This is a genomic window from Luteimonas composti, from assembly GCF_042678665.1.
GTDB classification, from domain to species: domain Bacteria; phylum Pseudomonadota; class Gammaproteobacteria; order Xanthomonadales; family Xanthomonadaceae; genus Luteimonas; species Luteimonas composti.
Genome location: NZ_JBHTKU010000004.1, coordinates 554554 through 578283, shown reverse-complemented (window position 1 = coordinate 578283; position 23730 = coordinate 554554). Strand labels below are relative to the sequence as shown.

Annotated in this window: 21 protein-coding genes; 19 read left to right on the top strand and 2 right to left on the bottom strand. The window is 71.0% G+C overall.

All coding sequences use genetic code 11. The features are described 5' to 3' along the window. Positions 1–70 precede the first annotated feature (70 nt). From ACFQ2D_RS14665 to ACFQ2D_RS14645, 5 genes are all read left to right on the top strand, one after another. A complete protein-coding gene (locus ACFQ2D_RS14665) occupies positions 71–1504 on the top strand; it encodes a hypothetical protein (protein ID WP_280942383.1) in 1434 nt (477 codons plus the stop codon). A gap of 44 nt (positions 1505–1548) precedes the next feature. Next, entirely contained in the window at positions 1549–2307 is a 759-nt protein-coding gene (gene ubiE / locus ACFQ2D_RS14660; RefSeq protein WP_280942384.1) for a bifunctional demethylmenaquinone methyltransferase/2-methoxy-6-polyprenyl-1,4-benzoquinol methylase UbiE, read from the top strand. Positions 2308–2431: 124 nt separating this feature from the next. Next, positions 2432–4450: a M1 family metallopeptidase gene (locus ACFQ2D_RS14655; RefSeq protein WP_386795692.1), complete on the top strand. Its 2019-nt coding sequence runs from the start codon at positions 2432–2434 to the stop codon at positions 4448–4450. Positions 4451–4569: 119 nt separating this feature from the next. Next, entirely contained in the window at positions 4570–5304 is a 735-nt protein-coding gene (locus ACFQ2D_RS14650; RefSeq protein WP_280942385.1) for a hypothetical protein, read from the top strand. 32 nt (positions 5305–5336) lie between these two features. Continuing rightward, a complete protein-coding gene (locus ACFQ2D_RS14645) occupies positions 5337–5570 on the top strand; it encodes a hypothetical protein (RefSeq protein WP_280942386.1) in 234 nt (77 codons plus the stop codon). A 45-nt stretch (positions 5571–5615) separates the two neighbouring features. Here ACFQ2D_RS14645 and ACFQ2D_RS14640 read toward each other — a convergent pair whose 3' ends face one another. Continuing rightward, positions 5616–6548: a carbohydrate kinase family protein gene (locus ACFQ2D_RS14640; RefSeq protein ID WP_280942387.1), complete on the bottom strand. Its 933-nt coding sequence runs from the start codon at positions 6546–6548 to the stop codon at positions 5616–5618. Between the two features lie 232 nt (positions 6549–6780). Here ACFQ2D_RS14640 and ACFQ2D_RS14635 point away from each other — a divergent pair, with 232 nt between their 5' ends. The 14 genes from ACFQ2D_RS14635 to ACFQ2D_RS14570 all read left to right on the top strand — a co-directional run bounded on the left by ACFQ2D_RS14635 (position 6781) and on the right by ACFQ2D_RS14570 (position 23000). Continuing rightward, positions 6781–7824 (top strand): rod shape-determining protein, encoded by a 1044-nt coding sequence (locus tag ACFQ2D_RS14635; RefSeq protein ID WP_280942388.1) that lies wholly within the window; start codon positions 6781–6783, stop codon positions 7822–7824. A 183-nt stretch (positions 7825–8007) separates the two neighbouring features. Further along, positions 8008–9069: a rod shape-determining protein MreC gene (gene mreC, locus ACFQ2D_RS14630; protein WP_280942389.1), complete on the top strand. Its 1062-nt coding sequence runs from the start codon at positions 8008–8010 to the stop codon at positions 9067–9069. After that, entirely contained in the window at positions 9066–9548 is a 483-nt protein-coding gene (gene mreD, locus ACFQ2D_RS14625) for a rod shape-determining protein MreD (RefSeq protein WP_280942390.1), read from the top strand. Before mreC ends, mreD begins: the two co-directional genes overlap by 4 nt. Next, the gene (gene mrdA, locus ACFQ2D_RS14620; protein ID WP_386795691.1) at positions 9548–11530 is read left to right on the top strand and encodes a penicillin-binding protein 2; all 1983 of its coding nucleotides are present in this window, start codon (positions 9548–9550) and stop codon (positions 11528–11530) included. Before mreD ends, mrdA begins: the two co-directional genes overlap by 1 nt. Further along, a complete protein-coding gene (gene rodA, locus ACFQ2D_RS14615; RefSeq protein WP_280942391.1) occupies positions 11527–12654 on the top strand; it encodes a rod shape-determining protein RodA in 1128 nt (375 codons plus the stop codon). Before mrdA ends, rodA begins: the two co-directional genes overlap by 4 nt. 132 nt (positions 12655–12786) lie before the next feature. Then, positions 12787–13917, top strand: coding sequence for a lytic murein transglycosylase B (gene mltB / locus ACFQ2D_RS14610; protein ID WP_280942392.1), 1131 nt, complete (start codon positions 12787–12789; stop codon positions 13915–13917). Continuing rightward, on the top strand, positions 13914–15203 hold the full coding sequence (locus ACFQ2D_RS14605; RefSeq protein ID WP_280942393.1) for a septal ring lytic transglycosylase RlpA family protein: 1290 nt from the start codon (positions 13914–13916) through the stop codon (positions 15201–15203). Before mltB ends, ACFQ2D_RS14605 begins: the two co-directional genes overlap by 4 nt. An 88-nt stretch (positions 15204–15291) precedes the next feature. Then, on the top strand, positions 15292–16518 hold the full coding sequence (locus tag ACFQ2D_RS14600) for a D-alanyl-D-alanine carboxypeptidase family protein (RefSeq protein WP_280942394.1): 1227 nt from the start codon (positions 15292–15294) through the stop codon (positions 16516–16518). A 228-nt stretch (positions 16519–16746) separates the two neighbouring features. Further along, a complete protein-coding gene (locus ACFQ2D_RS14595; RefSeq protein WP_386795699.1) occupies positions 16747–17655 on the top strand; it encodes a CsgG/HfaB family protein in 909 nt (302 codons plus the stop codon). A 96-nt stretch (positions 17656–17751) separates the two neighbouring features. Next, entirely contained in the window at positions 17752–18030 is a 279-nt protein-coding gene (locus tag ACFQ2D_RS14590) for a DUF493 family protein (protein WP_280942396.1), read from the top strand. 55 nt (positions 18031–18085) lie between these two features. Further along, on the top strand, positions 18086–18802 hold the full coding sequence (gene lipB, locus ACFQ2D_RS14585) for a lipoyl(octanoyl) transferase LipB (protein ID WP_280942397.1): 717 nt from the start codon (positions 18086–18088) through the stop codon (positions 18800–18802). Positions 18803–18808: 6 nt separating this feature from the next. Next, positions 18809–19816 (top strand): lipoyl synthase, encoded by a 1008-nt coding sequence (gene lipA, locus ACFQ2D_RS14580; RefSeq protein ID WP_280942398.1) that lies wholly within the window; start codon positions 18809–18811, stop codon positions 19814–19816. Positions 19817–20020: 204 nt separating this feature from the next. Continuing rightward, complete coding sequence (locus tag ACFQ2D_RS14575) at positions 20021–22207, top strand: carboxy terminal-processing peptidase (RefSeq protein ID WP_280942399.1); 2187 nt, start codon at positions 20021–20023, stop codon at positions 22205–22207. Positions 22208–22301: 94 nt separating this feature from the next. Further along, positions 22302–23000 carry an ion channel gene (locus tag ACFQ2D_RS14570; RefSeq protein ID WP_280942400.1) on the top strand — a complete coding sequence of 233 codons (699 nt, stop codon included), beginning with the start codon at positions 22302–22304 and terminating at the stop codon, positions 22998–23000. Between the two features lie 19 nt (positions 23001–23019). On the opposite strand, the gene ppa is transcribed toward ACFQ2D_RS14570, so the two are convergent. Continuing rightward, complete coding sequence (gene ppa / locus ACFQ2D_RS14565; RefSeq protein WP_280942401.1) at positions 23020–23571, bottom strand: inorganic diphosphatase; 552 nt, start codon at positions 23569–23571, stop codon at positions 23020–23022. Positions 23572–23730: the final 159 nt, after the last annotated feature.

Sequence of the window (23730 nt, the reverse complement as noted above, 5' to 3'; positions counted from 1 at the left end):
CGCCCCTGCCGTTACCATGTGCGGAACAGAGGCGCGCGCACCCGGAAGCAGGGGACAACGGATGGACAGGATGCGGATCGGAACCCTCGTGCTCGGCTGCCTGCTGGCCGGCATCGCCCATGGACAGGTGGTCCAGGGCGGCCTCGAGCTGCGCTGGGGTGACGCGGCCCCGGAGGCCGCCGCACGCCTGGCGCCCCGGTTCGAGGCGGCCGTGGCGCTCGACGGCGGCGGCCGCATCGCGCTCGATCCGGACCAGGCGCGCCGCGGCGCGGGCGACCTGTACGCGCTGGCCAACCGGCGCGTCGCCGTGGCTTTCGGCCCGGCCAAGTCGGGCGGGCGTCGGGCGGTCGAGGCGATCGTCGCGGTGGACGAGCCGGCGCACGGCACGCCGCACATCCGCAGCGGCCAGGCCGACGGCGTGGCCAAGGCGACGCTGGGGGCGACTCGCTGGATCACGGTGGCCTGCCGCTTCAGCGACATCGCACAGGAGCAGAAGCCCGTGGACTTTTTCCGCGGCCAGTACGGCGAACAGGCCGGGCAGCTGGGCCACTACTGGCGCGAGGTGTCCTACGACAGGATCAACCTGGCCGGGAGCGACGCGGCGGGCTGGTACGCGCTGCCGCATCCGCGCTCGCACTACGTGACCAGCGAGGACGGCAAGGACAAGGCCGATCTCAATGCCCTGTTCGACGACTGCACCACCGCTGCCGACGCCGACGTCGATTTCAGCGGCGTCGTCGGCATCAACATGATGTTCAACGGCGATCTCGACGGCTACGCTTGGGGTGGTGGCCGCTGCGCAACGCTCGACGGGGCGAACCGCTGCTGGTCGAGCACATGGAATCCGCCCTGGTCGTTCAACAACCTCGCTCCGCTCGCCCATGAAATGGGCCACGGCTACGGCCTGCCGCATTCGGACAACTCCGACGGCGACGACGATACCTACGACAACCCGTGGGACGTGATGAGCGATGGCTGGAGCAATGCCGTCGCCGACCCGACCTACGGCTCGCTGCCCAAGCACATCAACATGCTCCAGCGCGACCGCCTCGGCTGGGTGGCCGCCGCCCGCAAGCGCAGCTTCGAAGTCGGCGCCGCGCGCACGCGCCTGCAGCTGGACTACGCGGATCGCCCCGACTCGTCCGCCACGCAGATGATCGTCCTGCAGTCGCCGGCAACGCCCGATCCGTACAGCGGCACCTTCTACGTCGTCGAGGCCCGCCGTCGCGCGGGAGCTTACGAGAGCGCCCTGGCGGGCGACGCGGTGATCATCCACCGCGTCGGCAGCGGATACCGCTACGAGGCCGAGAGCCAGGACGCCGACCGCCCGCCCGCGGACGTCGCCAACAACGAGGGCTCGATGTTCAGGCCCGGCGAGGCCTGGATCTCGCCCGACGGCCTGTTCACGCTCTACGTCGAGGCCGCGACCGCCAACGGATTCACCGTGGTGGTGGGCCAGCGCGGCCGCGTCACGGGCGGCGAGGGTGCGCGGCGGCTCAAGTAGCGCCGCGTGATGCCCGGTCCACGCGTCGGTGCGATAATGACCCCATGAGCGCACCCGACGACAGCGGCACCACCCATTTCGGCTACCGCGAGGTGCCGGTCGGCGAGAAGCAGAAGCTGGTCGGCGAGGTGTTTTCCTCGGTCGCGGGCAACTACGACCTGATGAACGACCTGATGTCGATGGGCATCCATCGGCTGTGGAAGCGTTACTTCGTCGCCACCGCCCAGGTGCGCCGCGGCGCGCGCGTGCTCGACCTGGCCGGCGGCACCGGCGACATCGCCGCCCTGCTCAAGGACCGCGTCGGCGAGACGGGCGAGCTGGTGCTGGGCGACATCAACGGCGAGATGCTGCGCGTCGGCCGCGACCGCATGACCGACCGCGGCAACGTGCGCGGCTTCGAGTACGTGCAGTGCAATGCCGAGAAGCTGCCGTTCCCCGACGGCAGCTTCGACCTGGTCACGATCGCCTTCGGCCTGCGCAACGTCACCGACAAGGACGCCGCGCTGCGCGAGATGCTGCGCGTGCTGAAGGTCGGCGGCCAGGCGCGGGTACTGGAGTTCTCCGAGGTCAGGGCCGAATGGTTCCGGCCGCTGTACGACTTCCACTCGTTCAAGGTGCTGCCGCGCCTGGGCCGGCTGTTCGCCGGCGACGCCGACAGCTACCGCTACCTGGCCGAGTCGATCCGCAAGCATCCGCCGCAGGACGAACTGCGGGGCATGATGGAGGCGGCCGGGTTCGCGCGCGCGCGCTACCGCAACCTGTCGGGCGGGATCGTCGCGATCCACGACGGCTGGAAGGCCTGACACGGCCCCGGCGCGGCGTCCGGGCGGACGCTCGCGCCAGACCGGGACGACCGTCCCGGAATGCGGGCCGGCGGCATCGGGACTAGAATTGCCGCCTGTTTTCCGCAAGAAGGCTCCCCAGGCCATGCGCCATCCCCGCGTGCGCGTACTGCGCGCCCTGCTGTTGCTGTTCCCCGTCCTGCTGGCGCTGTCGGCCTGCAAGCGCGACCAGGCCGGACCCGATCCCGTCGCTGCGCCTTCCGCCGAGCCCGCCGCCATGGTCGATGCCGACGAACACTCCTATGCCGAACCGGCCCGGGTCGCGATCGACGACCTGGCGCTGGACCTGGCGCTCGATTTCGACACGAAGACCCTGGCCGGCAGCGCCACCTACGCCCTGCAGTGGAAGGACCAGACCGCCACCGAGCTGGTGCTGGACACCCGCGCGCTGGTGATCGAGAAGGTCGACGCCGAGGTCGACGGTGGCTGGCAGCCGCTGGAGTTCGCGCTGGCGGGGGCGGACGCCACGCTCGGCAGCAAGCTGACCATCCAGGCCCCGCGGCGCCCGGAGAAGGTGCGCGTGTCCTACCGCACCTCGCCCGACGCGTCCGGCCTGCAGTGGCTGGCGCCGGAAATGACCGAAGGCGGGCAGCTGCCCTTCATGTTCAGCCAGTCGCAGCAGATCCACGCGCGCTCCTGGGTGCCGCTGCAGGACACGCCGCAGGTGCGCTACACCTACAGCGCCCGCATCACCACGCGCCCGGACGTGATGGTGCTGATGAGCGCGGACAACGATCCGGAGGCGACGCGCGACGGCGAATACAGCTTCTCGATGCCGCAGCGCATCCCCTCCTACCTGATGGCGATCGCGGCCGGCGACCTGGTGTTCAAACCGATCTCCGGACGCTCGGGCGTGTGGGCCGAGCCGTCGATGGTCGAGCGCGCCGCGCTCGAGTTCGCCGACACCGAGAAGATGATCGCGGCCACCGAGGCGCTGTACGGTCCCTACCGCTGGGAGCGCTACGACCTGTTGGTGCTGCCGCCGTCGTTCCCGTTCGGCGGCATGGAGAACCCGCGCCTGTCGTTCATCACCCCCACCGTGATCGTGGGCGACAAGTCCCTGGTTTCGCTGATCGCGCACGAGCTGGCGCACAGCTGGTCGGGCAACCTGGTCACCTTCTCCAGCGCCAAGCACGGCTGGCTCAACGAGGGCATGACCAGCTACGTCGAGAACCGCATCGTCGAGGCGCTGTACGGCGAGGAGTTCAGCGACATGGAGTGGGTGATCGCCCGCGACGCGCTCAAGCGCGACATCGGCGACATGCCCGAGGCCACCCAGGCGCTGGCGATCCGGCCGGGCACGCCGCTCGACGCCGACGATGCGCTCAGCCAGGTTTCGTACGACAAGGGCGCGTGGTTCCTGCACTTCCTCGAGGAGCGCTTCGGCCGCGAGGCGTTCGATCGCTTCCTGCGCGGCTATTTCGACCACTTCGCCTTCCAGAGCATCACCACCGAGGATTTCCTGGCCTACGCCAGGCAGCACCTGTTCGACGTGCACCCGGGCAAGGTCACCGAGGCCGAGATCGACGAATGGCTGTACGGCCCGGGTATCCCGGCCGAGGCGCCGCAGGCGCTGTCGCCGCGCCTTGGCATCGTCGACTCCGCGCGCCTGGGCTGGCGCGGCAGCAAGCAGCTGCCGCCGACGCAGATCACCAGCCAGTGGAGCACCCAGGAGTGGCTGCACTTCCTGGAGGGCATGCCCGAAACCCTGCCGGTGGCCGAGCTCGAACAGCTCGACCAGGCCTACCGCTTCACCGGCACCAGCAACGGCGAGATCGCCATGCGCTGGTATCCGCTGGCGATCCGCAGCGGCTACGCGCAGGCCAACGAGGCGATCGTGGCCTTCGTGCGCGGCATCGGCCGGCGCAAGCTGATCATCCCGGTGTACGAGGCGCTGGTGGAGACCCACGACGGCCTGGCGCTGGCGAAAGCGGCCTTCGAGCAGGCGCGGCCGGGCTACCACCCGATCACCACGGCGTCGGTGGAGAAGGTGATCGCCGACGCGCGGCCTTCCGGAGATGCGGCGCCGGCGCCTGCAGCCGATGCGCCGGCCGCCGGGGCCGATGCGCCTGCCGCGGCAGACGACGGCGCCGCGTCCAACTGATCAGTGGTACGGCCGGCGCCGCGGGGCGGCCGGCGCGGTTGTGGTCCGCGTGGTGCGCGAAGGTGACAGCCGCGCCGCCGCGTGACACGGTGTCGCCAGACGTCCAGAGGAGCCCATCCATGCATATCGTCAAGCCGCTGACCGCCGCGCTGCTGGCCCTGTCCCTGCTGGCGGGCTGCAAGGATCGCGAGGCAGAGGCGGCGGCGCAGGCTGCCGCACTGGCCCAGGCCAACGAACAGGCCGCGGCCGAAGCGGAAGCCGCCTTCGATGCGGCCCTCGCCGAGGGCAACTGGGGCCTGGCCAAGGCGCATGGCGACCTGCTGTTGGCGAAGTGGCCGACGACCGAAGCCGCCGAACGCGTGCGCCCAAGGCACGAGGAGGCGCGGAGCAAGGCCGCTGCCGAGAGCGAGGCGCAGCGCGTCGCGGCGCTGTGGGCCTACCAGAGCCAGCCGGTGACTGGTGGCACCCAGCTGTCCGCGACGATCTATGCGAAGCAGCCGCTGGATGTGGACGGCAGCGGCGCCAAACCCGTGCGGCTCATTTTCCGCGACCATCCCGACTGGGGCCGCAGCAGCTACCTGGTCCTGCCCGGCGGCGACTTCGCCAAGGCGTGCTATCGCAGCTGCAGTGTCACCGTGACCGTCGACGACCAGCCGCCGAAGAAGATGGCCGCCAACCGTCCGAAGACGGACGAGGCGATCGCCATGTTCATCGACGACGAGAAGACGCTGTGGCGGCTGACGCGGGACGCGACGCGCATGCGCATCGAGTTCCCGACGCGCGACGTCGGCAACCGCGTGGCCGAGTTCGAGATCGCGGGCCTGGACCGCGCGAAGATGCCGAAGTGGGACTGAAGCCCGGACACGTCTGAGCGGGCGCGGGCGCGATGGACGTGGCGATCGTCGCCGTGGTCAGCGGGCTGGCACTGGCGCTGCACCTGGTGCTGTTCTTGCTGATCCGCCGCTGGATGGATCGCGACCTGGCGCTGTCGTTCGCCGGCGAGGACGCGGGCATGCGCGCCTACATGCTCGACAGCCTGGCGACTGCACGCCGCGAGCGGGTGGGGCGTCGCGCGCTGCCCGACTGGCTGCGGGCACGCGCCGAAGCGTATTGCGGCTGATCCGCAGCGCCCGGCCGCTCGCCGGGCATATGCGGAATACGTGTGTTACAGCGCGTACCCGAACTGCTGGCGGAACTGGCCGGCGAACTCGTCGTAGTCGAAGCGCTGGTTCTGCGTGCCGGGGTGCTCGACCTTGAGCGCGCCCATCAGGTTGCCGATGCGGCCGATGGTCTGCCAGTCGAAGCCCTTCTCGATGCCGAAGATCAGCCCGGCGCGGAAGGCGTCGCCGCAGCCGGTCGGGTCGGTGATCCGGCGCTCGTGCGCCGGCGGCACGGTGTAGGCCTTGTCTGGCGTATGGATCAGCGCGCCGCGCGGGCCCTGAGTGATGATGTAGGCCTTCACCCGCTGCACGATGTCCTTCTCGGTCCAGCCGGTGCGCTCCTGCAGCAGGTTCGACTCGTAGTCGTTGACCGTCACGTAGTCGGCCTGTTCGATGAAGGCGCGCAGCTCCTCGCCATTGAACAGCGGCATGGCCTGGCCGGGATCGAAGATGAAGGGAATGCCCGACTCGGCGAATTCCTTCGCGTTCTGCAGCATGCCCTCGTAGCCGTCGGGGCTGACGATGCCGATGCTCACGCCCGGCACGTCCTTCACGTGGTTCTCGTAGCTGCGCATCATTGCGCCCGGATGGAAGGCGGTGATCTGGTTGTTGTCGTGGTCGGTGGTGATGAAGGCCTGCGGGGTGAACAGCTCGTCGATCACCTTGACCCGGTCGAGGGTGATCCCGTTTTCCTCGAACCACTCGCGATAGGGCCCGAAGTCGCCGCCCACGGTGGCCATCGGGATCGGGTCCCCGCCCAGCAGCTTGAGGTTGTAGGCGATGTTGCCCGCGCAGCCGCCGAACTCGCGGCGCATCCGCGGCACCAGGAACGAGACGTTGAGGATGTGGACCTTGTCCGGCAGGATGTGGTTCTTGAACTGGTCGGGGAACACCATGATGGTGTCGTAGGCCAGGGAACCGCAGATCAGTGCGGACATCAGGTGTCTCGGCTGGAAAATGGGCCGATAGGGTAGCCGGGCGGGCACGACGAGGCCAGCCGTGCGGCGGGTCGGGGGCCGCTCGCGGCGCTTTCGGGCCCCCTGCGGCGGGCCGCCGGTCCGGGATGTGCCGCAGCGCCCGTTCCTGGACCCCGGAGGCCGCCGGAATGCGCTTTTTTGCTAGGCTAGCCGCCCCTGTGCGCCAGCGCCCCGAGACGGATCCAGCCCCCCGATGTTCAAGAAGTTCCGCGGCATGTTCTCCAACGACCTGTCCATCGACCTGGGCACGGCCAACACCCTGATCTTCGTCCGCGGCCAAGGCATCGTCCTGAACGAGCCGTCGGTGGTGGCGGTGCGCCAGGACCGCAGCGGCGGCCAGAAGGCGGTGGCGGCGGTGGGCAGCGAGGCCAAGATGATGCTCGGCCGCACCCCCGGCAACATCACCACCCACCGGCCGATGAAGGATGGCGTCATCGCCGACTTCACCTACACCGAGGAAATGCTCAAGCATTTCATCCGCAAGGTGCACAAGAGCCGCTTCCTGCGCCCCAGCCCGCGGGTGCTGATCTGCGTGCCGGCCGGCTCCACCCAGGTGGAGAAGCGCGCCATCCGCGACTCGGCGATGGAGGCCGGCGCGCGCGACGTGTCGCTGATCGAGGAGCCGATGGCGGCGGCGATCGGCGCCGGCATGCCGGTGACCGAGGCGCGCGGCTCGATGGTGGTGGACGTGGGCGGCGGCACCACCGAGGTGGCGGTGATCGCGCTCAACGGCATCGTCTATTCGCAGTCCGCGCGCATCGGCGGCGACCGCTTCGACGAATCGATCATCAACTACGTGCGCCGCAACCACGGCATGCTGATCGGCGAGACCACCGCCGAGAAGATCAAGATCGAGCTGGGCTGCGCCTATCCGCAGGAAAAGGTGGCCTCGATGGAGATTTCCGGCCGGCACCTGGCCGAGGGCGTGCCGAAGGTCGTCTCGATCACCTCCAGCGAAGTGCTCGACGCGCTGCGCGAGCCGCTGTCGGGCATCGTCGCCGCGGTGCGCCAGGCGCTGGAACAGACGCCGCCGGAGCTGTGCGCCGACGTCGCCGAGCGCGGCATCGTGCTCACCGGCGGCGGCGCCCTGCTGCGCGACCTGGACCGCCTGATCAGCGAGGAAACCGGCCTGCACGTGCAGGTCGCGGACGATCCGCTGACCTGCGTCGCCCGCGGCGGCGGCCGCGCACTGGAACTGCTGGACCTGCACGGCAACGAGTTCTTCGCGTCGGAGTGATGGCAGGAGGCACCGGCACCGCGCCATCGGAACGCCGCGTCGCCGGTCGGCCCGTCGGTCCGGGGCCGGCACCGCCTGCGCGCAACGGCTTCCTGCATTCCCCGACTCCCGTCCGACCGCGGCCGTCCATGACGGCCGCCGCCGCGTCCAGCGCCTTCCGCCCCCCGAGCACCGGCCCCTAACGTGTCTTCCTTCGCCAGCCCGGCTGCCCAACGACCCGGCGACGTCGCCGGCACGCTGCGGCTGCTGGCGTTCCTCGCGCTCTCGGTCGTGCTGATCGTGCTCGACCACCGCGGCGGCTGGCTCACGCGCGCGCGCTCCGTCGCCAGCATCGCCGTGCAGCCGCTGTGGCAGCTGGCCGGCCTGCCCTCGAGGCTGGGCCAGAGCGTGCGCGAGGATGCGGTGACGCGTTCGCTGCTGGCCGACGACAACCGGCGCCTGCGCAACGAACTGCTGGTGATGAGCGCGCGCCAGGCGCGGCTGCAGGTCGAGGCCGACGAGAACGCGCGCCTGCGCGACCTGCTCGGGGCGGCCACGCGCCACGGCCTGGACGTGCAGCTCGCCCCGATCCTCGACGTCGACCTGGACCCCGCGCGCCAGCGCCTGCTGCTCAACGCCGGCAGCCGCGACGGCGTGCGCCAGGGCCAGAGCGTGATCGACGCCGGGGGACTGGTCGGGCAGATCATCGACGTCACCCCCGGCACCGCGACCGTCCTGCTGCTCACCGATCTCGACCACGCCGTGCCGGTCTCGATCTCGCGCACCGGCGTGCGCCTCGTGGCCTACGGCATCGGCCGCAGCGACCGCCTGGAGGTACGCAACATCCCGGTTTCCAGCGACGTGAAGGCTGGCGACGTCGTGGTGACCTCGGGCCTGGGCGGGCGCTTTCCCCCGGGTTTCCCGGTCGGGACCCTGGTCAGCCTGCGGCCCGACGACAGCCTGGCCTTCCTGGTGGGCGAACTCGAACCCTCGGCCCAGCTCGACCGCGGCCGCGACGTGCTGCTGCTGCGCTCCGACCCCGCGCCGGCTGCCGCGACGGGCGCGGCGGAGGCGGGCCAGGGCGCTGGTGACGGCGTGGCCCCGGCCGCCGAAGGCGCCGGCGGGGCGGCCGCGACGCAGGCACCGCCTGCCGGAAACGCCGCGGCGCAGCCCGGCAACGCGCCGGCGACCCCGGCCGCAGCGCCGTCCGACGACCGGTCCGCGGCCGCCCCCAGGCCATCGCCCGCACCGGAGACCCGGCCGTGAACCGCCGCGGACGCCTGTGGCTGCTGCCGGTGAGCGTACTGGCCGCGCTGGTGCTGGGGCTGCTGCCGCTGCCCGCGCCGGTGCAGGGCCTGCGCCCGTACTGGCTGGCGCTCGTGGTCGCCTACTGGGTGATCGAGGAGCCTGAGCGCGCCGGGCTCGGCCTCGCGTTCGTGGCCGGGCTGCTGGCCGACGTCGCCTTTGGCGCGCTGCTGGGCGAGCAGGCGCTGCGACTGGTGATCATGGCCTTCATCCTGCAGCGATTCCGCACCCAGCTGCGCTTCTTCCCGCTGCCGCAGCAGGCGCTGGCGATCGGCGGCCTGCTGTTCAACGACCGCGTGGTCGCCGCCGCCCTGCACCTGGTGCTGGGCCTGCCGCAGCTGCCTTGGGCCTACTGGCTGGCGCCGCTGGTGGGCATGGCGCTGTGGATGCCGTTGTTCCTCGGCTTCGACGCCGTCCGGCAGGTGCGGAGGCCGCGCTGATGCGCGTGCGCCGCCAGCGCATCCGCAACGCCTCGGCCGAGGCCGCCCAGTTCAGGCTGCGGGCGCTGGTGGGGTTCGGCTTGGTGCTGCTGGGCCTGCTGGGCCTGGCCGCCTGGTATTTCCGGCTGCAGGTGGTCGACCACGACGAATACGCGCGCGCGTCCGAGGCCAACCGGATCAAGCCGCATCCCGTGGTGCCTGCCCGCGGCCTGATCTACGACCGCAAGGGCCGGCTGCTGGCCGACAACGTGCCGGCCTACCGCATCGACGTCACCCCCGAGGACGCGGGCGACATCCCGCGCATGCTCGCGCAGCTCTCGCAGGTGGTGGCGCTCACGCCGGAGGAGATCGCGCGCTTCGAGGCGGCGCGCAAGGCTACCCGCAGCTTCCGCTCGATCACGCTCAAGGCGCGGCTGAGCGACGAGGAGGTGGCGCGCTTCGCGGTGGACCGCTGGCGCTTTCCCGGCGTGGAGGTGGTGCCCTACCTCAACCGGCGCTACCTGCATGGCGACCTGTTCGCGCATGTGATCGGCTACGTCGGACGCACCGACGAGGGCGACGTGGAGCGCTACGGCCGCGACCAGATCCTGTTCCCGCATACCGGCCGCACCGGCCTGGAGCGCGCCTACGACGAGCAGCTGCGCGGCCGGGTCGGCTACGAGCAGGTCGAGACCAATGTCGAGGGGCGCGCGCTGCGCCGCATCGGCATGGTGCCGGCGCAGGCCGGCGCCGACCTGCGGCTGGGGATCGACCTGGACCTGCAGCGGGCGATGGTGGCGGCCTTCGGCGAGCAGGAGGGTTCGGCGATCGCGATCGATCCGCGCAGCGGCGAGATCCTGGCCATGGTCAGCCTGCCGGCCTTCGATCCCAACCTGTTCGTCAACGGCATCTCCAACACCGACTACCAGCGGCTGATGAACGCGCCCTCGCGTCCGCTGTACAACCGCCTGGTGCTGGGCGGAGTGGCGCCGGGTTCCACGCTCAAGCCGCTGCTGGCCCTGGCCGGCCTCGACAGCGGCGTGCGCCGGCCCGAGGACCGGGTGCTGTCCACCGGCATGTTCTACCTGCCCGGCACCAGCCGCGGCTGGGGTGACGCCGCGCGCGGCGGCCACGGCTGGACCGACCTGCGCAAGTCGATCTCGGCCTCGGTGAACACCTACTACTACCGGCTGGCGCTGGACCTGGGGATCGAGCGCTTCGTGCAGTACATGCAGCACTACGGCTTCGGCGCGCCCACCGGCATCGACCTGGTCGGCGAGGCGGACGGCATCCTGCCTTCGCCCGCGGCCAAGATGAAGGTGCGCAAGGAGCGCTGGTACCCGGGCGACACCGTCAATGCCAGCATCGGCCAGGGCGACTGGAAGGTGACGCCGCTGCAGCTGGCGCGGGCCAGCGCGGGCCTGGCCGACGGCATGCTGCGGCGCCCGCACCTGGTGTCGGCCACCCGCACCGGTTTCGACGCAGCCTGGATGGCGACGCCGCAACCGGCCCCGGTGCCGATCAGCCCCAGCCGCGAGCACCTGGACGTGGTGCGCCAGGGGATGATGGACACGATGCAGCCCGGCGGCACCGGCTGGCGCGTCGCCGTCGGCGCGGGCTACCTGATGGCCGGCAAGACCGGCACCGCGCAGGTGGTCAGCCGCCGCGGCACCGCCGCCGTCGATCCGCGCAGCCTGCCGATGAACCTGCGCCACCGCGCCCTGTTCGTCGGCTTCGCGCCGGCCGAGGCGCCGACCATCGCGGTCGCGATCGCGGTGGAGGGCGGTGGCTACGGCGGCAGCGCCGCCGCGCCGATCGCGCGCAAGGTGTTCGATGCCTGGCTGCTGGGCATCTACCCGGAGCAGGAGGTCGAGCCCGAGGTACAACGGCCCGCCCCCGGGGACACCGGCGGCGAGGACGGGCCGGACGGGGACATCGGGGCAGAGGCGGGCAATGAGGCGCCGGCCGCACCGCCCGCAGCCCCGGAGGCCACGCGCCCATGAACATCATCCTGCGCTGGCTGCTGGACATGTTCCTGCGCTTCACCCGCACGCTCGACTGGCCGCTGCTCGGAGCGCTGCTGGCGCTGATGGCGATCGGCCTGGCGGTCCTGCACAGCGCCGGCGGGCAGAACCTGTCGCTGGTGCAGTCGCAGGGCGCGCGCTACGTGGTGGGGCTGGGCGTGATGTGGCTGCTGTCGCGGGTGCCGACCGCGCCGCTGCGCCGGTCCACGCCGGTGTTCTACATCGTCTCGCTGCTGCCGCTGCTGGTTGTGCTGTTCATCGGCACCGGACGCAGCGGCGCGCACTGGATCAACCTGGGCGTGTTCTATTTCCAGCCGGCCGAACTGATGAAGCTGAGCCTGCCGATGATGGCGGCCTGGGTGCTGGCGCAGAGCGCGCCGCCGCCCCGCATCGAGATCCTGCTCGCCGCCGCGGCGGTCATCGGCGTGCCCACCGGCCTGATCCTGCTGCAGCCCGACTTCGGCACGGCGATGCTGGTGGCCGCGAGCGGCGTGTTCGCGCTCTACCTGGCCGGGCTGTCGCCGTGGTGGTTCATCGCCGCCGGCGTGGGGGCGGCCACCGCCGCGGGCTTCGCGCTGTTCGCGCCGATCGGGTGGTTCTCGTTCCTGCGGCCCTACCAGCAGGACCGCATCCTCACTTTCCGCGATCCTCAGAACGATCCGCTGGGCGCGGGCTGGAACATCATCCAGTCCAAGATCGCCATCGGCTCCGGCGGCGTGGCCGGCCAAGGCTGGGGCGAGGGGACCCAGTCGCATCTGAACTACGTGCCCGAGCACACCACCGACTTCATTTTTGCCGTGCTGGCAGAGGAATTCGGCTGGCTGGGCGTGGCCACCGTGCTGGCGCTGTACGCGTTCGTGATCGGCCGCTGCCTGTGGATCGCCGCAGGCGCGCGCGAGCCCTTCGCACGCATCCTCGCCGGCAGCCTGGGGCTGGCGCTGTCGGTGTATGTCGTGGTCAACGGAGGCATGATCTCGGGTCTGCTGCCGGTGGTCGGCGTGCCGATGCCGCTGCTGAGCTTCGGCGGCACCGCTGCGGTGTCGCTGCTGGCCGGCATGGGCGTGGTGATGGCAGTCGGTGCGCACGGACAGGCCAAGCGCTGAGCGCGGCGGCGACACGCAACATCGCGCCGATCCCGGCGTCCGCGGAACGTGGTTGCGGACGTGCCATGCGGTGATCCTGCGTTCACGTTCCGCCCATCTTTGCGCCCACGGCTGCGTGCTACGCTCCCTCCGATGATCCGAGCGCACGCTGTCCGACTTGCCCTGTGCCTGTTGCCTGCCGCCCTCTGCGCATGCGCGACACCGGCTCCTTCCGCCGCCAGCGTCGAGGCCGACACGGCGAGCGCGCAGCCGCCCACCGAAGCCGCCGGCGACGGGTTGCTGCCCGGGGTGCCGCAGCCGCCCGAGCGCCCGGTGGCGCCGCCTTCGGTGACCGATCCGTCGATCCCGCGCGCGCAGCGCATCGAGGCCTTCGTCGAATACACCGCGACGACCTACGGCGTGGATCGCGCGCAGGTTCGCGAGGTGCTGGCCCAGGCCCAGGTGCGGCAGAACATCATCGACGCGATGAACCGCCCGGCCGAGGCGGTGAAGCAGTGGCACGAGTACCGCCCGATCTTCCTCAACGACGCCCGCATCAAAGGCGGCATCGCCTTCTACAACACCCATCGCGCCGCGCTCCAGCGCGTGTCCGCGCAAACCGGCGTGCCGGCCGAGATCATTGTCGCGATCATCGGCGTGGAAACCAGCTACGGGCGCGTGACCGGCAGCTTCCGCGTGGTCGATGCGCTGTACACGCTGGCCTTCGACTATCCCAAGCGCGCGCCGTTCTTCGCCGGCGAGCTGGCGCAGCTGTTCGCGCTGAAGAAGGAGGAACCGCAGCTCGACCTGCTCGCGCTCAAGGGCAGCTACGCCGGGGCGATGGGGCTGGGCCAGTTCATGCCATCGAGCTACCGGCTGTGGGCGAAGGACGGCGACGGCGACGGCCGTCGCGACCTGCTCGACCACCTGCCCGACGTGTTCGCGTCGATCGCCAACTACTTCGTGGTGCACGGCTGGCAGCGCGGTGAGCCGGTGGTGGCGCGCGCTTCGCGCGATGCGGACGCGGCCGACTTCGTCCCCGAGAACTGGGATCCGGTGCATCCCCTGGCCGCGCTCGCGGCGCGCGGCTACCGGCCGCAGCCGGGCGAGCCGGTCGCCGAAGGCGCCACCCTGCTCAGTTTCCAGGGCGATGCGGGACCGGAGTACTGGCTCGGCTATCGCAACTTCTACGTGATCACGCGCTACAACCGCTCGCCGATGTATTCGATGTCGGTGTACCAGCTGGCGCAGGCCATCCGCGCCGGGGTGGGACCCGCGCCGTGAGGCGGCTGCTGCCGCTCCTGGCGCTGGCGCTGCTGGCCGGCTGCGCCGGCACCCCGAACAAGCCTTCGGCCCCGGCCGGTCCCGGCGCGCCGCCGGTGGCGCAGGGCGGGCCGGCGCCGGACTGCCATGACTTCGTGCCGTATCCGGCCGCGCAGGAGGATCCGTCCACCCGCGGCGACTACGTCGCGGGCGGCCTGTACAAGCCCGGGGTCCGCGACACCACGCCCGACTACCTGCCGCGGGTGGACTGCATCCCCGAGCCGCTGGTGGTGGCCGAGCCGCGCTCGGCCTACGGCAACCGTTCTCCCTACAGCGTGCTGGGCAAGAGCTACCGGGTCCTCGATTCCACCGAGGGCTTCGTCGAGACCGGCATCGCCTCGTACTACGGCAACAAGTTCCACGGCCGGCGCACGTCCAACCACGAGGTCTACGACATGTACGCGTTCAGCGCCGCGCACAAGTCGCTGCCGCTGCCGAGCTTCGCCCGGGTGACCAACCTCGACAACGGCCGCAGCGTGGTGGTACGGGTCAACGACCGCGGGCCCTTCCACGAAGGGCGCGTCATCGACCTGAGCTACGCGGCGGCGGTGAAGCTCGATATCCATCGTCGCGGCACCGGCCGGGTCGAGGTGCGCGCGCTGCGACCCGGCGAAGCCGGCGATCTCAGCGCCCGCGCCGCGCCCGCGGCCCCGGCGGGGCCGAGCGGCATGGATGCGCTGGTCGGCCAGCTGCCGGCCACTCCGGTTGCCGCGGCTGCGCCCGCCGCGCCGACACCCGCACCGACGGCCACCGGCATGCCAGTCCAGGTGGCGGCTGCGCGCGTGGCCGATCGCCCCGGCTATGGCCTCGAGGAGAACCGGTTCCGCCTGGTGGCGGAGGACGGGCGGGTGCGCAGCGCCGCGGAGTTCGAGACCTGGATGCGCGAGCGCCAGGCGCGGCTGGATGGCGCGGCCCAGGGTGCCGGGCAGCCCGTCGCGCAGGCCGCTGCCGTGTCGGCCCCGCAGGCCGTACCCGCGCCCCGGACGACCCCGTCCGCGCCCGCCACCGTGGCCGCGGACGCGGTCACCCTCCAGGTGGCCGTGTTCTCGGTGCGCGACAACGCCGAACGCGCGCTCGGCACGCTGCAGCGCGCCGGCATCGGCGCCGCGCACCTGCAGGATGTCCGCGTCGCTGACCGGCAGCTGTGGCGGCTGCGGGTCGGGCCGGTCGCCGCGGCCGCCCTGGCCGAGATGACGTCCCGGGTTTCGGGCCTGGGCCTGGGCGTGCCCCAGATCGTTCGCGAGTAGACTGTCCGCCATTCGCCGCAGGCGCCTGCCTGCGCAATCCATCTTCCGTCCGGCCAGGGATGTCCGGCCTACCGGAGTCCGCCATCCGATGAAATCCGCTGTATTCACCCATCGTCTCGCCGTGGCCGCGCTGGCCGCACTGCTGGCCGTCGGCCTGGCCACCGCACAGGACGCGCCGCAGCCCGCGCCGGCCGCGCCCGCGGCCGCCGCGCTGAGCGATGCGCTGCCCACGCCGCCGCCGCCGTCCGTCACCGGCAACGCCTGGCTGCTGATGGACTATGCCAGCGGCCAGATCCTGGCCGGCGAGAACATCGACGAGCGCGTCGAGCCGGCCAGCATCACCAAGGTGCTGACCAGCTACGTGATCGCGGCCGAGATGAAGGCCGGCAAGGTCAAGCCCGACGACCAGGTGATGATGACCGAGAACGCCTGGCGCAAGGGCGGCGCCGGCACCGACGGCAGCTACAGCGGCTTCCCGGTCAACCAGACCGCGCCGCTGATCGAGATGGAAAAGGGCATGGTGGTGCAGTCGGGCAACGACGCCGCCATCGCCCTGGCCGAGCACGTGGCCGGCAGCGAGGACGCGTTCGCCGCGCTGATGAACGCCTACGCCAAGCGCATCGGCATGACCGGCTCCAACTTCGTCAACGCCCACGGCCTTTCGGATCCGGAGCACTACTCCACGCCGCGCGACCTGGCCCTGCTGGGCCGCGCGATGGTGCGCGACTTTCCCGAGGAGTACGGCTACAACGCGATCAAGGAATTCACCGTCGGGCCGATCACCCAGCGCAACCGCAACCTGCTGCTGTGGCGCGATTCGAGCGTGGACGGCATCAAGACCGGCCACCACTCCGGCGCCGGCTACTGCCTGATGGCCTCGGCCAAGCGCGGCGACCAGCGCCTGATCTCGGTCGTGATGGGTTCGACCAGCGAGGCGCAGCGCGCCACCGATTCGCTGGCCCTGCTCAACTGGGGCTTCCGCTTTCACGAGACCCACCGCCTCTACGACGCGTCCAAGCCGGTGTCCACCCAGCAGGTCTGGAAGGGCGCGGTGAACGAGGTGCAGCTGGGCGTGGCCGCGCCGCTGCTGGTGAGCCTGCCGCGCGGCAAGTACGACCAGCTCAAGCCGTCGATGGACGTGCCCGAGACCCTGGTCGCACCGATCACCAAGGGCCAGGCCATCGGCAAGGTGCGCGTGACCCTGGACGGCAAGGTGGTGGCCGAGCGCCCGCTCGTGGCGCTGCATGCGGTCGAGGAGGCGGGCTTCTTCAAGCGTCTCTGGCACGAGCTGCTGATGTGGTGGAAATCGGTCTGACCCGGGTCCTTCGTCCGCTTTGACGGCGGTCGCGTTTCGCGCCTGTCCGCTGCCTGGAACGAAATCCGTCTCTGCTAAGATCCTTCGCGCGTGCGATGCAGGACGCATCGCCACGCTGGGGACAAGGCGCGCCGTGGCGTGTCCGCACAGACAACTTAGGGAGAAGGGGAGACCATGTCCGTATTCAATGGCAGGCGCACGCTTGCAGTCGCGATCTCGACGGTGGCCATGCTGGCCGCGGCCACGCCGGCGCTGGCCCAGCGGCAGAGCGCGCAGGAGCGTCGCCAGGAGCAGGTGGCGCAGATCCCGGTGTGCGCCGAGCCGCTTGGCGCGATCTCGGTGCTCGAGCCCGAGGACGGCGTGCACTGGTGGACCGGCCAGCAGCTGCCGGCGCCCTCACGCCTGATCAAGGTGTTCGTCAACAAGTCGCGCTGCTTCACCCTGGTCGACCGCGGCGCCGGCCTCGACGCCGCCATGCGCGAGCGCGACCTCGGCGCGAGCGGCGAGCTGCGCAACCGCTCCAACGTCGGCAAGGGCCAGATCAAGGCCGCCGACTACGTGATGGTTCCCGACCTGATCGGCGCCAACAACAATTCCGGCGGCAACGCCGTGGGCGGCCTGCTGGGTGGCCTGATCGGCGGCCGCGCGGGCGCCATCGTCGGTGGCCTGAACTTCCGCAGCAAGACCGCGGACGTGGTGCTCACCGTCACCGACGTGCGCTCGTCCGAGCAGGTCGCGATGGCCGAAGGCCACGCCAAGAAGACCGACATCGGCTGGGGCGCGGGCGGCGGCCTGTTCGGCGGCAGCGGCCTGGGAGCCGCGGGCGTCGGCGGCTACGCCAACACCGAACTCGGCCAGGTGATCACCCTGGCCTACCTCCAGGCCTACACCGACCTGGTCGCCCAGCTCGGCGGCCTGCCGGAGAACGCCTCGGCGGCCAATGCCCAGCAGGCGGTCACCGTGACCAAGCCGGCGCGGCTGTTCACCGGCCCGGACGGCAAGGGCGTCGTGCGCGACCTCGACGTGGGCATGATGCTGTATCCCACCGGGACCAAGGAGGGCGTGATGTGGGAGGTCGAGGACGAGCTCGGCAACAAGGGCTGGGTGTCCTCGACCCTGCTGCAGCTCTCGCGCTGACCGCCAGCGTCGTCATGGACGGCCGCCCATGGGGCGGCCGTTCGCGTTTCCGGGGTGGCGGTTTGGGATCCGCGTTCGCGCCCCCATAATCGCGGGATGGAAATCAAGTCCGACAACCCCGACCACGGCTTCCAGTTCCCGGGCGTGTTCGAGATCACCGCGATGGGCGCCGCCGGCATCGGCCTGGAGTCCGAGATTCCGCGCCTGCTGGGCGAGGCCGGCCTGACGGTGCTGGAGGAGACCATCCAGTGGCGCGGCAGCAGCGGCGGGCGCTACGTCTCGGTGAAGCTCAGTTTCCGCGCCAGCGACCGCGCCCAGTACGAGGCCGCGCATACCGCCCTGCGCAACCATCCCGAGGTGAAGTGGACGCTGTGACGTCCGTGCACGCCCCGGCGCCGGGTCGCGCCCGGCTGCGGGACGGGAGGGGCCGGTGAACGACGCCTGCGAGCGCGGCCAGCCGCGTCAGGGGGCGTCCGCCTGCCTGGTCCGCGACCTCGGCCGCCAGCCCTACGAGCCGGTGTGGCGCGCGATGCAGCGTTTCACCGACGCGCGGGACGGCGATTCGCTCGACGAAGTGTGGGTCGTCGAGCACGACCCGGTGTTCACCCTGGGCCAGGCGGGCAAGCCCGAGCACGTGCTCATGCCCGGCGACATCCCGGTGCTCCACGTCGACCGCGGCGGCCAGGTGACCTACCACGGCCCGGGCCAGATCGTGGTCTACCCGCTGCTCGACATCCGCCGCATGCGGTTGGGCGTGCGCGACTACGTGTGCAGGATCGAGCAGGCGGTGATCGATACCCTGCTCGAGTGGAACATCATCGGCTCGCGCCGCGAGGGCGCGCCGGGCGTGTACGTGGCCGGCGCCAAGGTCGCGGCGCTCGGGATCCGGGTGCGCCACGGCCGCAGCTTCCACGGCCTGGCCTTCAACATCGACATGGACCTGGCGCCGTTCGCCCGCATCAATCCCTGCGGCTACGCGGGGCTGCAGGTGACCTCGATGCTAGACTTGGGCGGTCCGTCGGGCCTGGACGCGGTCAAGCCCGTCCTGCTGGACGAACTGGCCCGGCAACTCGGGCTGGCGCTGCGCGAGGCGCCTGCGCCCGACCTGGCCAACCCCCTCCCCATTGCAGCGGCCCAGGCCGCCTGAGCCGCCATGTCCGAGTCCAGTCCGCGCTCCATCCCCCTGCAGGTCGTGCAGACGGCCGCGCCGGCGCCGCTGGAGGCGGGCGCCAAGCAACTGGCCGGCGACAAGATCGCGCGCTCGCCGGTCGAGTTCGTGGACGCGCCGGTGCTGCGCAAGCCCTCATGGATCCGCGTGCGGATCCCGTCCAACGGGGCGGTGGCCGCGCTCAAGTCCAAGCTGCGCGCCAATCGCCTGGTCACGGTCTGCGAGGAGGCCAGCTGCCCGAACATCCACGAATGCTTCGGCCACGGCACCGCGACCTTCATGATCCTGGGCGAGGTCTGCACCCGGCGCTGCTCGTTCTGCGACGTCGCCCACGGCCGGCCGAAGCCGCCGGATCCGTCCGAGCCGCTGAGCCTGGCCAACACCATCGCCGACATGGGCCTGAAGTACGTGGTCATCACCTCGGTGGACCGCGACGACCTGCGCGACGGCGGCGCCCAGCATTTCGTCGACTGCATCCGCGCAGTGCGCGCGCAGTCCCCGGCCATCCGGATCGAGATCCTCACCCCGGATTTCCGCGGCCGTGGCCGCATGGAGCGCGCGCTGGAAATCCTGGCCGCCGCGCCGCCGGACGTGTTCAACCACAACGTCGAAACCGTGCCGGAGCTGTACCGCAACGTGCGCCCGGGCGCCGACTACCAGTGGTCGTTGACCCTGCTGCAGAAGTTCCGCGCCCAGCATCCGGACGTGCCGACCAAGTCGGGGATCATGCTCGGCCTGGGCGAGACCATGGAGCAGGTGCAGGGCACCCTGCGCGACCTGCGCGCGCACGACGTGGAGATGGTCACCATCGGCCAGTACCTGCAGCCTTCGGCGCACCACCACCCGGTGCTGCGCTACTGGACCCCCGAGGAGTTCAAGGCGCTGGAGGAGTACGGCATGGCGCTGGGCTTCAGCCACGTCGCCTCGGGTCCGCTGGTGCGCTCGTCCTATCACGCCGACCAGCAGGCCAGGGACGCCGGCGTGGCCGCCTGAGCCGGCGGACCGCGTGCTTCCGGGCGTGGGCTTGGCCGCCGCTGGCGGCTGGGCGTGCCGCGACCGCCCGTGCGACGGGCATTCACGTCACCTGCAGCCCGCCCGGCTAGAGTGGACCGTCCGCGCAACTTTATGCACTGGCGCGGGGTCAGACCAAGGCGGATCGTGGCGCAGGGCCACGCGCCGCACACCAGGACCGTTCCGATGAAATTGAACCGCATCGCCCCCGTCTCCCTGATCGCACTGGTGCTGGCCGTGCCGCTGGGGCTGATGGCGCGCAGCGAAGGCGATGCGCTTCCGGGCGCCCCCACGGCCGAACAGGCCACCACCTCCAAGCTGGTCTACGGGCTGCTGTCCGACAGCCGCTACGCCTACCGGCCGCGGCCGCTCGACGCGACCATGTCGGCCGAGATCTTCGACCACTACCTCGAGGCGCTGGACGGTTCCAAGCTGTTCTTCACCGCGCAGGACGTCGCGCGCTTCGAGGCGTACAAGCCGCAGATGGGCGAGAACGTGCGCAGCGGCAACCTCGAGCCCGCCTACGCGATCTTCGCGGTGTACAAGCAGCGGGTGGCCGAGCGCGTCGCGCACGCGCGCGCGCTGCTCAAGCAGGACATCTTCGACTTCACCGGGCCGGACCGCTGGGTCTACGACCGCGAGGACTCGCCCTGGGCGGCGGACGCGGCGGCGCTCGATGCACTGTGGAAGCAGTCGGTGCGCAACGACTGGCTGAGGCTCAAGCTCGCCGGCAAGAAGCCCGACGAGATCCGCAAGACGCTCGATCGGCGCTACCTCAACCTCGCCAACAACGTGGCCGCGCTCAAGCAGGAGGATGCGTTCCAGACCTTCCTCAACGCCTACACGTCCACGGTCGATCCGCATACCGACTACATGAGTCCGCGCACGGCCAAGCTGTTCAACCAGAGCATGTCGCTCTCGCTCGAAGGCATCGGCGCGCAGCTGCAGAAGCAGGACGACGTGGTGGTGATCCGCGAGCTGATCGCCGGGGGCCCGGCCGCGCTGAGCGGCAAGTTCAAGCCCGGCGACCGCATCGTCGGCGTCGGCCAGGGCACCAGCGGCCCGATGGAGGACGTGGTCGGCTGGCGCCTCGACGACGTGGTCGAGAAGATCAAGGGGCCGAAGGACACCCAGGTGCGCCTGGACGTGGTCCCCGGCGAAGCCACGCTCGACAGCAACCCGGTGCGCGTGGTGCTGACCCGCGCCCGCATCAAGCTCGAGGAGCAGGCCGCGAAGTCGGAGGTCATCACCCTGCCGGCCGTCGAGGGCGGCGCTGAGAAGCGCATCGGCGTGATCAAGCTGCCCGCCTTCTACCAGGACTTCGAAGGCCGGCGCACCCGCAACGGCGAGTACACCTCGGCCAGCCGCGATGTCGCCCGCCTGCTCGGCCAGTTCCGTGCGGACGGCATCGACGGCGTGGTGCTGGACCTGCGCAGCAACGGTGGCGGATCGCTCAACGAGGCGATCGAGCTCACCGGCCTGTTCATCGACAAGGGTCCGGTGGTGCAGGTGCGCGAGTCTGGTGGCCGCATCAGCGTGGAGAGCGACCGTACCGCGGGCGTGGCCTGGGACGGGCCGCTGGCGGTGCTGATCGACCGCGGTTCGGCCTCGGCGTCGGAGATCTTCGCCGGTGCGATCCAGGATTACGGCCGCGGGCTGGTGATCGGCGAGACCTCGTTCGGCAAGGGCACGGTGCAGAACATCGTGCCGCTTGACCGCTGGCCATCGTCGGAAGGCGACCGGTTCGGGCACGTCAAGCTGACCATTGCGCAGTTCTTCCTGCCCGGCGGCAGCAGTACCCAGAACCGGGGCGTGGTGCCGGACCTGGCCTTCCCGGTGACGGTGGACGCCAGCGAGTTCGGCGAGAGCACCTACGACAACGCGCTGGAATGGCGCCAGATCGCCGCGGTGCCGCACCAGCGTTACGGCGACTTCTCGCCGCTGCTGCCCAAGCTCAGGCAGCTGCACGAGCGGCGCGTGGCCAACGACCGCGAGTTCCGCTGGTGGTCCGAGGACGTGGCCGAGTTCCGCGCCGAGCGCGAGAAGAAGTATGTGTCGCTCAACGAGGCCGAGCGCCGTGCCGAGCGCGACCGCGACGAGGCCAAGCGCAAGCAGCGCCAGGAAGAGCGCAAGGCGCTCGGGCTGGCCCTGGACCCGCTGGCCGACAGCAGCACCGACGACGGCCTGCAGGCCAGCGAGCGCAACGTGGCCGAGGACGCCGCGCGCGAGAAGGCGGCCGAGAAGCGCCCGGACCCGCTGCTGCACGAATCGGCGGCGATCCTCGCCGACGCGGTGCGCCTGCTCAACCAGGACCGGCGCCTGTCCGCCCAGGTGCTGCCGGAGTCCACCGGCCCGGGCCGCTGGACGCAGTAGGCCGGATGCCGCTGGCCGGCGTTCGCGGGCGGACGGGGCGCGCAGGCCCCGCACTGCGGCGCGAGGCATAGGCCGGCAGCGCCGGCTCGGCCCCATGGCTTCGTTCCAGTCCCTGCGCCTGCTGGTCGCCGCGAAGCGCCACCCCTCGGGCTGGCTGCTGCTGGTCCAGCTCGCCGGCGTGCTGCTCTACCCGGCGATGGAAGGCACGGACTCGGCGCGTGTGGTATTCGGCGCGTTCGGCATCCTGGTGCTGGTACTGGCCCTGTGGGTGGTCAACCGCAGCGCGGCCAGCACCCGCGTCGCGCTGGCCCTGGCGGTCGCGTCGGTCGGGCTGTCGCTGTGGTCGCTGCTGGCCGCGCGCCCGGGAGCGCTGGTATCCGCCTACGTGGTGGAAGCGGCGCTGTACTTCTACACGGCGGCGGCGCTGATCGCCTACATGCTGCGCGACCACAAGGTCACCAGCGACGAACTCTACGCCGCGGGCGCAACCTTCACCCTGCTGGCCTGGGGCTTCGCCTTCGCTTATGCGGCCTGCCAGTACTGGTTCCCGGGCAGCTTCCTGGCGGCGGTCGACCCGCAGTCGCCGCGCAGCTGGACCGAACTGCTGTTCCTGAGCTTCAGCACGCTCTCGGGCGTGGGCCTGACCGACATCCTGCCGGTATCGCCCCCGGCGCGCGCGCTGGTCATGCTCGAGGCCTTCGCCGGGGTGATGTACATCGCCCTGGTGGTGTCGCGCCTGATCGGCCTGACGATCCTGCGCAGGCAGGACCGGCCACCGGCCGGTACGCCGTAGCGCCGGCCGGCGCGGGGGGTCAGGCGGCCGCTTCGGCGGCCTTCTGCGCGTTGTGCCGCTCCATCGCGTAGACGAGGATCTTCTTCGCCTCCTCGGCGCCGCCCCAGCCTTCGAGCTTGACCCACTTGCCCTTCTCGAGGTCCTTGTAGTGCTCGAAGAAGTGGCCGATGCGCTCGAGCCAGTGGCCGCTGACCTTGTCGATGTTGTCGACGTGGGCGTAGCCCTGGAACACCTTGGCCACCGGCACCGCCAGCAGCTTCTCGTCGCTGCCGGCCTCGTCGGTCATCTTCAGCACGCCGACCGGGCGGCACCGCACCACCGAGCCGGGCACCAGCGGCAGCGGCAGCACCACCAGCACGTCGGCCGGGTCGCCGTCGCCGCACAGGGTGTTGGGCACGTAGCCGTAGTTGCAGGGGTAGCGCATCGGGGTGGACAGCACGCGGTCGACGAAGATCGCGCCGCTCTCCTTGTCCACCTCGTACTTGACCGGCTCGGAGTCCTTCGGGATCTCGATGATGACGTTGATTTCGTCCGGGGGATTCCTCCCGGTGGCGACGTGGTCGAGACCCATGAGACTGCAACTCCGAATGGTGGGGCGGGCGGGGCGCCCGCGGCGAGCGGATCGGGCCATTTTACGCGAGCCGATGCTGCATTGCAGAAAAACCCGGCGGACGCGACGGCGACCGACGGTGGAAGCCCCTAGGGTCGGCCCGAGGCAGGGTACGCCCCA

Excerpts from the sequence above, each read along its gene's own strand:
- ACFQ2D_RS14655 (WP_386795692.1), top strand. The coding sequence starts at position 2,432 with ATGCGCCATCCCCGCGTGCGCGTACTGCGCGCCCTGCTGTTGCTGTTC.
- lipA (WP_280942398.1), top strand. The coding sequence starts at position 18,809 with ATGTCCGAGTCCAGTCCGCGCTCCATCCCCCTGCAGGTCGTGCAGACG.
- ACFQ2D_RS14570 (WP_280942400.1), top strand. The coding sequence starts at position 22,302 with ATGGCTTCGTTCCAGTCCCTGCGCCTGCTGGTCGCCGCGAAGCGCCAC.
- ACFQ2D_RS14635 (WP_280942388.1), top strand. The coding sequence starts at position 6,781 with ATGTTCAAGAAGTTCCGCGGCATGTTCTCCAACGACCTGTCCATCGAC.
- ACFQ2D_RS14595 (WP_386795699.1), top strand. The coding sequence starts at position 16,747 with ATGCTGGCCGCGGCCACGCCGGCGCTGGCCCAGCGGCAGAGCGCGCAG.
- ubiE (WP_280942384.1), top strand. The coding sequence starts at position 1,549 with ATGAGCGCACCCGACGACAGCGGCACCACCCATTTCGGCTACCGCGAG.
- rodA (WP_280942391.1), top strand. The coding sequence starts at position 11,527 with ATGAACATCATCCTGCGCTGGCTGCTGGACATGTTCCTGCGCTTCACC.
- ACFQ2D_RS14600 (WP_280942394.1), top strand. The coding sequence starts at position 15,292 with ATGAAATCCGCTGTATTCACCCATCGTCTCGCCGTGGCCGCGCTGGCC.
- mrdA (WP_386795691.1), top strand. The coding sequence starts at position 9,548 with ATGCGCGTGCGCCGCCAGCGCATCCGCAACGCCTCGGCCGAGGCCGCC.
- mltB (WP_280942392.1), top strand. The coding sequence starts at position 12,787 with ATGATCCGAGCGCACGCTGTCCGACTTGCCCTGTGCCTGTTGCCTGCC.
- ACFQ2D_RS14575 (WP_280942399.1), top strand. The coding sequence starts at position 20,021 with ATGAAATTGAACCGCATCGCCCCCGTCTCCCTGATCGCACTGGTGCTG.
- ACFQ2D_RS14650 (WP_280942385.1), top strand. The coding sequence starts at position 4,570 with ATGCATATCGTCAAGCCGCTGACCGCCGCGCTGCTGGCCCTGTCCCTG.
- ppa (WP_280942401.1), bottom strand. The coding sequence starts at position 23,571 with ATGGGTCTCGACCACGTCGCCACCGGGAGGAATCCCCCGGACGAAATC.
- ACFQ2D_RS14645 (WP_280942386.1), top strand. The coding sequence starts at position 5,337 with ATGGACGTGGCGATCGTCGCCGTGGTCAGCGGGCTGGCACTGGCGCTG.
- ACFQ2D_RS14590 (WP_280942396.1), top strand. The coding sequence starts at position 17,752 with ATGGAAATCAAGTCCGACAACCCCGACCACGGCTTCCAGTTCCCGGGC.
- ACFQ2D_RS14640 (WP_280942387.1), bottom strand. The coding sequence starts at position 6,548 with ATGTCCGCACTGATCTGCGGTTCCCTGGCCTACGACACCATCATGGTG.
- ACFQ2D_RS14665 (WP_280942383.1), top strand. The coding sequence starts at position 71 with ATGCGGATCGGAACCCTCGTGCTCGGCTGCCTGCTGGCCGGCATCGCC.